This is a genomic window from Arthrobacter sp. 01L42, assembly GCF_056400005.1.
Window position 1 is genome coordinate 53,685 of record NZ_JBFTSL010000014.1, and the last position, 12,346, is coordinate 66,030.

Sequence of the window (12,346 nt, forward strand, 5' to 3'; positions counted from 1 at the left end):
GGCTAGGGGACCCGGTATCCGAGGTCCGGGACGCCGAGACCGAACATGTCCTTGAGGGCATGCCGGGCGGCGTGGAAGCCGGGCATCCCGGTGACGCCGGGACCGGGCGGGGTCGACGACGAGCACAAGTACACCCCTGGCAGCGGCGTCCGCCAGGGCACCGGGCTCAGCACCGGCCGCCGCAACATGCCCCAAAGGTCCATGCGGCCTGCGCCGAAGTCCCCACCGACGAAGTTCTCGTCGTACGCCGCCAGCCCTGCGGCCGTGGTCACCTTGAACTGCACCACCACATCCCGGAACCCGGGCGCGAAGCGCTCCAGTTGCGCCATGACCGCATCGCTCATGTCCACAGTGGAACCGGCCGGAACGTGGCAATAGGTCCACAGGATGTGCCGGCCGGCCGGCGCGCGGCCGGCATCAAAACGCGAGGGCTGGGATACCAGCACGTAGGGCCGGTCCGGATGCCGTCCCGAGGCGACCAGGCGCTCCGCTTCGGCGGTTTCCGCCCGGGTGCCGCCCACGTGCACCGTCCCGGCATCGGCGAGGCCGTCCGCCGCCCACGGCACCGGTCCGGAGAGGATGAAATCGACCTTGCAGGAAGCGTTCCCGAAGCGGAAGGACGCCAGGGCGCTCCTATAGCGCGACGGGAGCCGGCCCTCCGCCAGGTGCAGCAGCGCGGGGGGTGCCACATCCAGCAGCGTGGCCCGGGCCGGCGGCAGCTCCGCGAGCGATGTGATCCGCCTGCCGGTCTCGACCACCCCGCCATGGGCCTCGATGTCAGCGGTCAGCGCCCGGGCAATCGCGGCCGATCCGCCGCGCGGAACCGGCCAGCCGCCGGCATGGCCCAGGGCGCCCAGCATCAGCCCGGCGCCGGCGGCGGTGATCGAGGGCAGCGGCGCCACGGCATGCGCAGCGACGCCGCTCAGCAGTGCGGGAGCCAGGTCCTGGCTGAACCTCGCATTCCACAGCGGCGAGCCTTGTTCGAGCGCCCGGAGGCCGAACGCGGCGGCGGCCAGGGGATCTGCCGGAATCCGCAGCAGCTGGTTCAGGGTGAGGTCCGCGACGCCCTCCACCCGCCGCACGAGGGGCTCCATGAGCTGGCGGTAGGCGGCGCCGTCCCTCCCGAGTTCCGCAACGGTGCGGTCCAGGGAACGGTAGGCCAGCGCCGCGCGGCCGCCGTCGAGCGGGGATCCGTACGAGAGCTCGGGCACCTCCAGGGGCACGCGCCTGGACAGCTCGAACCGGCGGAAAAAGGGTGAGGCCAGAACCATGGGGTGCACGGCCGAACAGACGTCGTGGAAGTGGCCCGGTTCCATCAGTTCGGCGGTGCGCAGTCCGCCGCCGGGTGTGGCGGCCGCCTCGAACACGTGGACTTTGAGTCCGGCCCGCGCCATGGTCACCGCCGCGGCCAGCCCGTTGGGGCCGGAACCGACGACGGCGACGTCAGTCATGCGCTGTGGCTTTCCGCCACGGCACGCTTCCGCCACGGCACCAGGGACGCCGCGGGCCGGCGCAGATCAATCCGCAGCCAGTCCGGTGCACCGTCGAAGGGGCCGCCATGCGGATCATCGATGCGGTGGCGGCGGATCACGTCGCTGGACGGATCCCAGATGTCCCAGGCGACACGGGCCATCAGGTACGCGGTGGCGAGCATGTGGGCAACCACGGCCAGGACGTAGTAGGGCATGTCGATGTTGTGCTGGGTCGAGCCGCCGCTGGTTGCCTGCCCGAGGTACATCCAGATGGCGCCCCAGTGCAGCGCTTCGATGGCTTGCCAGATGACGAAGTCACGCCAGCGGGGCCGGGCAAGGGCGATCAGGGGGATCAGCCACAACACGAACTGGGGGGAGTACACCTTGTTGGTCAGGATGAACGCGGCCACGATCAGGAACGCCAGCTGCGCGATCCTCGGCCGGCGGGGTGCCGTCAGTGCCAGGACCGCAATCAGGATGCAGGCCAGGAGAAACAGGTCCAGTGCCAGGGAGTTGATGGCCGCGGCCTCAAGCGGATTCCAGCCCAGCCGGGCGGCCACCAGGTTGTAGGCGAACCAGGGCGAGCTGTAGCCCGCCGGCCGCTCCTGCGTGAACTGGTAGAAGTACTTCCAGCCGTCCGGATTTGCCGCGGCTGCCGGGACGTTGACCGCCAGCCAGGCCGCGGTTGCGGCACCGGCCGTGATCAGCAGCGCCCGGATGCGCCCGCTCCGGAGCGCCAGCAGCAGGACGGCGCCGAGGATCAACAGCGGGTAGAGCTTGGTGGCCGTGCCCAGGCCGATGAAGATCCCGGCGAGGACGAGCTTGTTCCGCGCAAAGAAGTACATGCCAAGAGCCAGCATGCACACGGCCCACATGTCCCAGTTAATGACGCCCGCCAGGACAATGCCGGGGGCGAGGGCAACCATCGCCGCGTCCCAGGACCGCCGGCGGTTCGTCCGCGCCGTGGCCAGCACGGTGATGATCCAGACGGCGGCGATCAAGGTGGCGTTGACGTCGAAGTAGCCAAGGACGCGGGGATCGTCGGTGCCGGCGCCGGGCACCAGAAGTGCGGTGGCACCCGCAATCAAACCCATCAGCACGGGGTACTCGAAGAGGCTTCCCGGGGTAATGAAGGGGAAGGCGCCATCGCCGAGGCCGCGGTTGCGGAACAGCTCCGGAAAGTCCGAGTAGCACGTGGCGTAGAACTGCCCGGGTGTTTCCCAGCCGTTGGTGCGGCAGAAGTTCTTGAGCAGAATCCCGGCCAGGGCGGCGAGGACAGTGAGGATGACCAGAACACGATCCACCGTAAAGAATCCCGGCGAAACGATCCCGGGCGCCGAGCGGTGGCCCAAGGGACCGCCTACCAGTTCCGTGAAGTTTCGGAGAAAAGGGTCGCTGCGGCTCGGGATGACCAATCGGACCCGTTTGCGCTCCGGCGGCTTTGTCTCCTGCATGACCTTGAGCTTACCGGGGGACATTGACCCGTGCCGCGCCGCGGTCTTCGCTGGCACGTCGTATCGGAGCCGCCACAACGGCTGGCCACGAAGGGATGCTTAAAAGGGGGAGCCCGTGCGGCGACGCACGGGCTCCCTGGGATCGGTTCCAATGTCAGTCATCAGGTCCTCCTTCGCTGCGGACAGTCCTGCCGGCAACGGGCTCCGCCCCTGCACGGGACTAGTCCATGCGCCGGTGGCGGAAATGTCCGGCCGTCAGCAGATCGGGCGTCAGCGAATCAGGCCGGCCTGATGCATGGCGAGGAACGTGTCGTCCCGCCTTTGGTCCAGGAGTTGGCCGTTGAAGCGTGTCGACTCCCTGCGGCTCAGCTTTCGGAACAGGACCGTATAGAGCTTGTTCATCATGGTTCTTACCTCCCCTCGGGGACTCGATCGGCGCGCCCTGGTGGCGGGCAGGGCTGTGCGGTGGGCAGGAGCGGTGGTTGCGGTAGTCACAGGGACCTTTCGTTGGTGGGGATTGAGCCGCCTTGGTTCAATGGGGCGAACAGGAGGCAGCAGGAATGGGCGGATGAACGGGCCGCCGTATTTTGGGCGCGACAAATAGAGCGCTGGATGCAGGGAATTCGAATAACCGGTTCCGGGCGTGGCAATTAGCCCGAAAATCCCTGGCCTTAATTAGGCCGGAATTCCGGATAGGAAAAAGTTATTCGATGGAGAATGGCCCCTGGACGCGGTAGCGCCGAAACCCCAACAAGAAGCTGGGTTCCGAACTATGGGGAGGCTGCGCAACCGCGTGGTTCCGCCTGTTCAGGCTGCCGTCATTGGGCTTTCCGTCATGGAAGGCCAACTGCCGCGGGCCCCAGGCTGCATTGCCTGGGACGGGAAAGCGGTCAGGAAACAGTCAGTCCGACATTTGGGCGCGGGTCAGCGAACGAGGCCGGGTTGGCGGTGGTGGAGTACATCCATCCGCTAGTCAAAGTAATCATCATTTTCCCAACCTCCTTTTCTGTTCTGCCGTGGCTCCGGCTGACAGGCCGGGCGACGCGCGCCGTGACCCCGGCAAGTCGCCTTGGGGTCAGAAATAAAAATACACTACGAATGCGGCAGTTGCCTACCGAATTCATAAACTTTTTTTAACTTTGTTTTAAAAACCGGTTTTAGAGTCCCCAGCGCACGATTGCCGGTGTCTTCTTATCCCATCCCAGTGTGCAGACTTTGGCGGTCCCCAACACGAAATGCCGGCCCTCGCGGGGGTCCAATCCGAGCCACCGGGCGGTCAGGATGCGGGAGAAATGCCCGTGCGCGACGATCAGCACATTGTCCAGGCCCGATTCGAGCACCCGGGCCACGATCTTGTCCGCGCGGGCGGCGACGTCGTCGAGCGCTTCACCATTGGGCACGCCGTGCGTCCAGATCAGGTATTCGGGGTTGTCCTTGCGGATGAGGTCCGAGCTGATGCCCTCATAGTCGCCGTAGTCCCACTCCACCGCCAGCGGCTCCAACTGGGCGTCGGGGTAGCCGGCGAGTTCGGCGGTCCGGCGGGCGCGGCGCAGGGGTGAGGTCAGTACGAGGTCGAAGTCGACGGTCTCGAGCACCCTGCGCGCCTCCACGGCCTGCTGCTCGCCTTCCACCGTGAGGGGCATGTCCGTGAGACCGGTGTATTGCCCGCTCTTGGACCACTCTGTTTCACCGTGCCGCAGGATCCACAGTTGGGGGCGGGGGCCGTTGGATGGTGCAATCACTTAGGACTCCTCAGTGGTGGAGAGTTCGGCGCCGGCGGGCGCCGCCTCGGGCTGTGCCGCCCACCAGTCCCGCAGGCGGGATTCGGCGACGGCGGGATCGAGCGGGCCGTGCTCCATGCGTTCTTCCAGCAGGAATTTGTAGGCGCGGCCCACCACGGGACCGGGCTTGAGACCAAGCAGCGCCATAATCCGGCCGCCGTCCAGGTCCGGGCGGACGGCGTCGAGGGACTCCTGCTCCCGCAGCGCCGCAATCCTGTCCTCGAGGTCGTCGTAGGCGAAGGACAGCCGGTCCGCCTTGCGCTGGTTCCGGGTGGTGACGTCGGAGCGGGTGAGCCGGTGCAGGCGCTCCAGGAGGGGACCGGCGTCGGTGATGTAGCGGCGCACCGCGGAATCGCTCCAGCCGGCCTCACCGTAGCCGTAAAAGCGCATGTGCAGCTCCACAAGCCTGGCCACGGCCTTGATGGTGTCGTTGTCGAAGCGCAGCGCCTTCATGCGCTTGGCGGTCAGCTTGGCGCCCACCATGTCGTGGTGGCGGAAGCTCACTGCGCCGCCCGGTTCAAAGCGGCGCGTGGCCGGCTTGCCGACGTCGTGCATGAGGGCGGCGAACCGCAACACGAAGTCCGGGCCGGGAACCGGGCCGTCCGCCTTCGACTCCAGCGCTGCTGCCTGTTCCAGGACCTGCAGCGAGTGCTGGTAGACGTCCTTGTGGCGGTGGTGTTCATCGGATTCCAGGCGCAGGGCCGAGACTTCCGGCAGCACCAGGTCCGCAAGTCCGGTATCGACGAGCAGGTCCACGCCGGCCCGCGGTTGCGCGGCGCAGATGAGCTTGATCAGTTCATCGCGCACGCGTTCGGCCGAGATGATGCTGATCCGTTCAGCCATCCGGACCATGGCCTCGCGGACGTCGGCGTGCAGCGACACCCCCAGTTGGGCCGCGAACCTCGCGGCGCGCATCATGCGCAGGGGGTCGTCGGAGAAGGACGTTTCCGGCGGCCCGGGCGTGTTGAGGATCGAGGCGTGCAGGTCGCGGACGCCGCCGAAAGGATCGACGAGCTCCAGCATGGGCAGCCGCAGGGCCATGGCATTGATCGTGAAGTCCCGCCGCAACAGGTCATCCGTCAGGGATGTTCCGAAGGCCACTATCGGCTTGCGGGACTCCGGATCATAGGCGTCGGCCCGGTAGGTGGTGATTTCGATCTGGAAGTCGTCCTTGCGCATCCCGATGGTGCCGAAGGCGCGCCCGATCTCCCAGTAGTTGTCCGCCCATTTCTTGATCAGGGCAACCGTCTGGTCCGGAGTGGCGTCAGTGGTGAAGTCCAGGTCGGGCGAGACCCGGCCAAGAAAAAGGTCACGGACCGGCCCGCCCACGAGGGACAGCTCGTGGCCGGCGTCCACGAAGCGCTGCCCGAGCTCCAGAACCACCGGATCCACCTGGAAAGAAACGGTGTGGGAGTCAGTCTTGTGATGTGCGTGCGCCATAGTTACTTAAGCTTGTCAGAAAACCGCGCCAGCACCACACCGGAACCCGCAAGGATCCGGCGGGTTCGTCACGATTGCGCACGAACCGGCGCGGGCCGACTTTCCCGGCCGTCTACTTTCCGGCCATGTTTAGGTCATCAACAGCGGGCAAGAGTCGTTAGAGTGGACCTCATGGCCCATCCCGTACCGAGCGCTCCCGGCAGGAGGACAAACGCACCGTTGCCGTCGGCAATAGGTGCCAACGTCGCGCCTGTCCAGCACACGGGCCAGGCCTCCCTGCCCACCGTGGAGGAAATCTCCGCCGGCGGCGTCGTGGTGGACATGTCCGACGCCGACCTGCGGGTAGCGATCATCGCGCGCCTTAACCGCGGCGGACGTCTCGAGTGGTGCCTGCCGAAGGGCCACCCGGAAGGCAAGGAAAGCAACGAGGAAGCCGCGGTCCGCGAGATCGCCGAGGAAACCGGGATCGAAGGCAGGATCCTGGCACCGCTGGGAAGCATCGACTACTGGTTCACCGTGAGCGGGCACCGCGTCCACAAGACCGTGCACCACTACCTGTTGCGGGCCACCGGCGGGGAACTCACCATCGAAAACGATCCGGACAAAGAAGCCGTGGACGTCGCGTGGGTTCCGATCCAGGAGCTGGCGCGCAAGCTGTCCTTCCCCAACGAACGCCGCATCGCGGATCTGGCCAAAGAAGTCCTGCCGGAAGTGCACTAGAGGGATCGAAACCTCGCCGGTGCGGCCGGTCACGTCCACGGATAGCGACTAATGCCCCGCGCGGGTGAGACGATGAAGACGATGTCATCAGCCAAACCCGCCCCCGTACCCTCCGGCCCCGCCGATTCCAAAGCTGCCCAATCCGGAGAAGCCCGTTCCAGCGCCGTCATGGCTGCCGGAACCCTTGTTTCGCGTTTCCTGGGCTTCGCCAAGACCTGGATGCTGGCCGCCGCCCTGGGCCTGGGCTCGACGGTCAACGACACTTTCATCAACGCCAACAACCTTCCCAACCTGATCTTCCTGCTGGTGGCCGGCGGGGTGTTCAATGCTGTTCTGGTGCCGCAGATCATCAAAGCCAGCAAGGCGCCGGACAAGGGAGCGGACTACATCAGCCGGCTGCTGACGCTGGCGGTGCTGGTGCTGCTCGTTCTCACGCTGCTGGTCACGCTCCTGGCGCCGTCAGTCATTCAACTGACCACCCAGGGCTACTCGCCGCAGCAGAAGGCCCTCGCGGTGTCGTTCGCGTTCTGGTGCCTTCCGCAGATCTTCTTCTACGGCCTGTACGCCCTGCTGACCCAGGTCCTCAACGCCCACGGGGCCTTTGGACCCGCGATGTGGGCGCCAATCATCAACAACGTCGTGGCGATCGCCGGGCTGGGCATGTTCATCGGCATCATGGGGTCCAACGCCACCAACCCGCACACGATCGACAACTGGGGCCCGTTCCAGACCATCCTCGTCGCCGGGTTCTCCACAATCGGCGTCGTCACCCAGACCGCCGTGCTGCTCATCCCCGTGTTCAGGCTCCGGCTGGGGCTGCGGCCGCGCTTCGGCTGGCGCGGGGTCGGTCTGGGCCATGCCGCGAAGCTGAGCGTCTGGACCCTGGCGACAGCCGCCGTCGGGCAGTTCGCCTTCCTTTACGTCATGCGCATCGCGACGATCCCGGGCGCGGAACGGCTCCGCCTCCAGCAGGCCGGGGATCCCGCGGCAGCCTTCATTCCGGGCAACGCGGTGCTGGAGGTGGCCAGCCAGCTGTACCTGCTGCCGCACTCCATCATTGCCCTGTCCCTGGCCACCGTGCTGTTCAACCGGATGACCCGGGCGTCCCAGGACGGTGACCGGGCCGCCCTGCGAAACGCGCTCTCCCACGGGCTGCGGACCATGGCCGTGGCAACCGTCTTCGGCGCGCTGGCGCTCTTCGCGCTGGCCGGACCGCTGGGCATGTTTTTCTCCGGCAACAATCGCCTGGACGGCGTCATGCTGGCCCAAACCCTCACGATCCTGGCCCTCAGCACCCCGTTCATGAGCGCCAACTTCATGATGTCGCGGGTGTTCTACGCCAATGAGGACGCACGGACGCCGTTCTTCATCCAGCTGGTCCTGGCGCTGGTCAACCTGTCGGCCGCGTTCGCGATCCAGTTCCTGCCGTTCGATCAAATCATCTTCGCCATCGCGATCCTCTACACGGCCGGCAACATCCTTTCCGTGATCGTCAGCGCGACCTTCCTGCGCCGGCTCCTGGGCCACCTCGACGGGCCCCGCATCGCCAGCTCCTACATCCGCATGGGGTATGCGGCCCTGGGTTCCGCCCTCGCCGGAGCTGTGGCGTTGTGGCTGCTGGGCAGCTACAACCCGGACGGCTACGCCTGGAGCGACCGGACCGCCGCCCTGGTGACAATCGTCGTCGTCGGTCCCGTCATGCTGGCCGCCTATTTCCTGCTGCTGAAGCTCTTCCGGGTCACCGAGCTGCAGGACCTCCTGCAGCCGCTGCTTGGGCGGCTCCGGCGCAGCACCGCCGCAGGGCCCGGCACGGGGCCGCAGGCAGACGGCGCGGCGGAGGTCCGGAGGGCACCGGAGCGGGCCACCGTCTCGGTGGATACGGGCCTGATTCCGCGAATTTCCGGCGAGTTCGACGCCGAGTCGTTCCGTGCCGGTCCCGACATTCGGGAAGAGGACTCGTTCCCTTACGGCCGTCCCGCTGGCCCGGAGGGCGGTTACCTGCCGGCAGAAGACCTCCCCAGCACCGCGCAGGGCGGCTTGGGCAAGGGCGATGTTCCCCTGCCGGGCCGCCGCACCTACCAGGGGCCGGCCGGCCACAACCCCTACTTCCCGTTTGGCGGGAAAAAGAAAAAATGATCCCGGCTCCGTTTCGAACTGCCGTGCTCACGCGGCCTGGACAGAGCATCGGCTAGGATCGAAGACTAACAAGGGAAGTTGCGGACCAGCGGTCAACCGGCTTACCGGAGGGCACACGGTCGCTCTCGGAGTGACCACGTCGGCAGGTCCCGGACAGTCTAGGAGGAGCCCGTGTCCCACCCGATCGATGTCGGATCAGTACTCGGTGGCCGCTACAAGGTCACTGCCACCGTACTGACCTCACATGACCAGGATCTGGTGCTGGACGGTGTGGACCAGGTGCTCAACCGCCCCGTGAGCATACTCGTCGCAGGCCCGGGCAACGCCGACCAGGTGGCCCAGAGCGCCCGTGAAGTGGCCACGGGCGAACGTCCCGGCAACGTGCAGATCCTCGATCTTGGCGTCAGCGACGCCACCACGTACCTGATCACCAACCACACCTCGGCCGCGGATCTGCTGGATCTTGTGGTCTCTTCCAACCCGCCGTACGTCGAACCCTTCTTCACGGACACGCTGGGCAGCGAGATCTTTGGGCAGGCCCGCTCCCACGAACCCGAAACCTACGACGGGCTTTACGACGACGAGGAAGTCGACGCCGGGTACATCAACTATGGCCAGGCCCAGGGCACAAACGCACAGCCGCCGGCTTCTCCGGCACCGCCCCCCGCGGGAGTACCGTCGCGGCCCGCTTCCGCTCCTGCTGCCGCGGCAGCAGCCGCGGCGGCCGCCAGGGCACCCACAACCGCACCGCAGGAGACGGCGGCGCATTCAACGGCGCCGCAGCCCGTCCAGAACGGCTCGCCCCGCCAGGCCGAACCGGCAGCGCAGCAGCCCGCAACCGCCGCGGCACCAAAAGTTTCCTTGTGGTCCGACGACGACTACACCGGTGACGATCACCGCGGCGGAGAGCACCACGGCGGCGCAGCCGCGGCTGCCGGAGTGGCTGCTGCCGGCTTCGACTCGGCGGATCGGGCTCCGGGCAACTTCCCCGCCTCCGCCCGTGCCGCCGTCGACCAGGATGAGGACGAGTACGAGTACGAAGACGAGGACGAGCCCAACCGGGAGCCGCGTTCCATGCGCTGGCTGGTGGGCGGGCTCCTGGCTGCCGTGCTGGTGGTCGGCCTGATCTTCGCGGTCACCAACCTTGGCAGCCTCTTCAAGAGCAGCCCGCAGACCAACGCCGCAACCTCCGCCTCCTCCAGCGCACCGGAACCGTCCACCGCGCAGCCGTCGTCGACCGCCACCGAGGCGCCGGCGGCCGGACCGCCCGTCATCGAAGACGTGACGCGACTCGGCAACTTCGATTTCGCCGGAAATTACGACTCCGACCTCGTCAAGACTTTTGACGGCAACGGCGCGAGCTTCTGGTCAGACATGGAATTCGCGACGGACGACTGGGGCGGACTCGCCTCCGAAGTTCCGCTCGTGGTCAAGCTGAAGGACCCTTCCAAGGTCTCTTCCGTCACTCTGAGCCAGTTGGGGGCCTCCGGTGGCAACATCAGCGTCTTCACCAATGACAAGCCGACCCTGGACGGTGCAAAGCAGATTGGCAGCAACAGCTTTACGTCACCGGACCTGACCATGCCGCTGTCTGAACCCGTCACGGCGCAGTACGTGATCGTGTCCATCAAGAAGCTTCCGAAGCTGGCCGCACCCAAGACCCGCTATGGGTACGGCCTGCGCTTGGCCGAAATCAAAGTCCAGTAACGGCCCTGCGCGGCTGCCGCTGCGCCCAAAGGCGGCGGCTGCGCTCTAAGGCTGCCGCTGCGCCCTAAGGCGGCTGTCGTGCAGCGGAGGCCTTGCCCGCCGGTTGGCCGGTAATCCGGGGCCGTCTCCGGCCCCGACCCCGGCAAACCGGTACCCTGAGTAGTGGTGTTGCTCCGTGACGCCCATTTCGGCCGGAATATTCAATGCCCGGCAATAGTTGTGCCATGTGGCCGGCCATCGCGGCGGGCGCATCGACAAAGGAAGAGGTTCACCGTTCAGTGAGCAACGCAGAAAACACTGCCTCCGAAGTACGTGATGTCATCATCGTCGGCTCCGGCCCGGCGGGCTACACCGCAGCGGTGTACACGGCGCGCGCGAACCTGAAGCCGCTGCTCCTGGCAGGCTCGGTTACGGCTGGCGGCGAACTGATGAACACTACGGACGTGGAGAACTACCCAGGGTTCCCCGACGGCATCATGGGCCCGGACCTGATGGAGAACTTCGAGAAGCAGGCCGCCCGTTTCGGCACGGAGATCCAGTTTGAGGACGTCACCGATTTGGACCTCGACGGCGACGTCAAGACCGTCACCATCGGCACGGGGGAGACCTTCAAGGCCCGTTCCATCATTCTTTCCACCGGTTCGGCCTACCGCGAGCTCGGCTTGCCGAACGAGAAGAGGCTTTCGGGCCACGGTGTGAGCTGGTGTGCAACCTGCGACGGTTTCTTCTTCAAGGATCAAGACATTGCCGTCATTGGCGGCGGCGACTCCGCCATGGAAGAGGCCCTGTTCCTCACCAAGTTCGCCAAGTCCGTCACGGTGGTCCACCGCCGCGATGCCCTCCGCGCTTCAAAGATCATGGCTGACCGCGCCTTGGCCCACGAGAAGATCAACTTTGTGTGGAACACCGGTGTGGAAGACGTGTTGGGACAGGACAAAGTCACCGCATTGCGGTTGAAGAACCTGGTGGACGGCACGGAATCCGAACTGGCCGTAACCGGAGTATTCGTGGCAATCGGCAACGATCCCCGCACCGATCTGGTCAAGGGCAAACTCGAGCTGACCGCAGAGGGAACCATCGCCGTGGACGGCCGCACCTCGAAGACCAGCGTCCAGGGCGTCTTCGCTGCCGGTGACGTCATTGATCCGACCTACCGCCAGGCCATCACAGCCTCCGGTTCCGGGTGCGTGGCCGCCCTCGACGTCGAGCACTACCTCGCAGATTTCCACGCCTAACCGGCGCGCAGCAACCAACGGAAGAGAGACAAAGGTTATGAGCAACGCAAAAGACGTAACGGACGCCAGCTTCAGCACTGATGTACTGGCCTCCGAGAAGCCCGTCATTGTCGATTTCTGGGCCGAATGGTGCGGCCCCTGCCGCAAGCTCGGTCCGATTCTTGACGAGATTTCGGTCGAGTACGGCGAGAAGGTTGATGTGGTCAAGGTGAACGTTGACGACAACCCGGCCATCGCTGCCGAGTACGGCATCACCTCCATCCCTGCCGTGTACCTGTTCCAGGGCGGCGAGGTCAAGGGCACCGTGATCGGCGCCCGGCCCAAGCAGTTCTTCGAGAAGGAATTTGCGGACGTCCTGTCCTAGGCTGACCGAAAGTGGCCCCCGCTTCTGGCGGGGGCCA

General features: G+C 66.2%; 10 protein-coding genes. 5 read left to right on the top strand and 5 right to left on the bottom strand.

Annotation, left to right across the window (positions count from 1 at the left end; genetic code table 11):
- Nucleotides 1-2 precede the first annotated feature (2 nt).
- The 5 genes from AC1DN2_RS13455 to AC1DN2_RS13475 form a co-directional block, all read right to left on the bottom strand.
- Nucleotides 3-1,451 carry a phytoene desaturase family protein gene (locus AC1DN2_RS13455; RefSeq protein ID WP_476850698.1) on the bottom strand — a complete coding sequence of 483 codons (1,449 nt, stop codon included), beginning with the start codon at nt 1,449-1,451 and terminating at the stop codon, nt 3-5.
- Nucleotides 1,448-2,926 (bottom strand): glycosyltransferase family 87 protein, encoded by a 1,479-nt coding sequence (locus AC1DN2_RS13460; protein WP_476850699.1) that lies wholly within the window; start codon nt 2,924-2,926, stop codon nt 1,448-1,450. Before AC1DN2_RS13460 ends, AC1DN2_RS13455 begins: the two co-directional genes overlap by 4 nt.
- Nucleotides 2,927-3,196: 270 nt before the next feature.
- Nucleotides 3,197-3,331, bottom strand: a complete 135-nt coding sequence (locus tag AC1DN2_RS13465) for a hypothetical protein (RefSeq protein WP_263407439.1) — start codon at nt 3,329-3,331, stop codon at nt 3,197-3,199.
- 752 nt (nt 3,332-4,083) lie between these two features.
- A complete protein-coding gene (locus tag AC1DN2_RS13470) occupies nt 4,084-4,668 on the bottom strand; it encodes a histidine phosphatase family protein (protein ID WP_028277661.1) in 585 nt (194 codons plus the stop codon).
- Nucleotides 4,669-6,147: a CCA tRNA nucleotidyltransferase gene (locus AC1DN2_RS13475; RefSeq protein WP_223914879.1), complete on the bottom strand. Its 1,479-nt coding sequence runs from the start codon at nt 6,145-6,147 to the stop codon at nt 4,669-4,671.
- A 171-nt stretch (nt 6,148-6,318) separates the two neighbouring features.
- Between AC1DN2_RS13475 and AC1DN2_RS13480 the strand changes: the two genes are divergently transcribed.
- The 5 genes from AC1DN2_RS13480 (at nt 6,319) to trxA (ending at nt 12,309) form a co-directional block, all read left to right on the top strand.
- On the top strand, nt 6,319-6,867 hold the full coding sequence (locus tag AC1DN2_RS13480; RefSeq protein ID WP_476850700.1) for an NUDIX hydrolase: 549 nt from the start codon (nt 6,319-6,321) through the stop codon (nt 6,865-6,867).
- Nucleotides 6,868-6,939: 72 nt separating this feature from the next.
- A complete protein-coding gene (gene murJ, locus AC1DN2_RS13485; RefSeq protein ID WP_476850701.1) occupies nt 6,940-9,003 on the top strand; it encodes a murein biosynthesis integral membrane protein MurJ in 2,064 nt (687 codons plus the stop codon).
- Between the two features lie 171 nt (nt 9,004-9,174).
- A complete protein-coding gene (locus AC1DN2_RS13490; protein ID WP_476850702.1) occupies nt 9,175-10,710 on the top strand; it encodes an ABC transporter substrate-binding protein in 1,536 nt (511 codons plus the stop codon).
- 278 nt (nt 10,711-10,988) lie between these two features.
- Nucleotides 10,989-11,945: a thioredoxin-disulfide reductase gene (trxB, locus tag AC1DN2_RS13495; RefSeq protein ID WP_028277980.1), complete on the top strand. Its 957-nt coding sequence runs from the start codon at nt 10,989-10,991 to the stop codon at nt 11,943-11,945.
- 37 nt (nt 11,946-11,982) lie between these two features.
- Nucleotides 11,983-12,309, top strand: coding sequence for a thioredoxin (trxA, locus tag AC1DN2_RS13500; protein WP_223914875.1), 327 nt, complete (start codon nt 11,983-11,985; stop codon nt 12,307-12,309).
- The last annotated feature ends 37 nt before the right edge of the window (nt 12,310-12,346 follow it).

Excerpts from the sequence above, each read along its gene's own strand:
- AC1DN2_RS13455 (WP_476850698.1), bottom strand. The coding sequence starts at position 1,451 with ATGACTGACGTCGCCGTCGTCGGTTCCGGCCCCAACGGGCTGGCCGCG.
- AC1DN2_RS13460 (WP_476850699.1), bottom strand. The coding sequence starts at position 2,926 with ATGCAGGAGACAAAGCCGCCGGAGCGCAAACGGGTCCGATTGGTCATC.
- AC1DN2_RS13465 (WP_263407439.1), bottom strand. The coding sequence starts at position 3,331 with ATGATGAACAAGCTCTATACGGTCCTGTTCCGAAAGCTGAGCCGCAGG.
- AC1DN2_RS13475 (WP_223914879.1), bottom strand. The coding sequence starts at position 6,147 with ATGGCGCACGCACATCACAAGACTGACTCCCACACCGTTTCTTTCCAG.
- AC1DN2_RS13480 (WP_476850700.1), top strand. The coding sequence starts at position 6,319 with ATGGCCCATCCCGTACCGAGCGCTCCCGGCAGGAGGACAAACGCACCG.
- murJ (WP_476850701.1), top strand. The coding sequence starts at position 6,940 with ATGAAGACGATGTCATCAGCCAAACCCGCCCCCGTACCCTCCGGCCCC.
- trxA (WP_223914875.1), top strand. The coding sequence starts at position 11,983 with ATGAGCAACGCAAAAGACGTAACGGACGCCAGCTTCAGCACTGATGTA.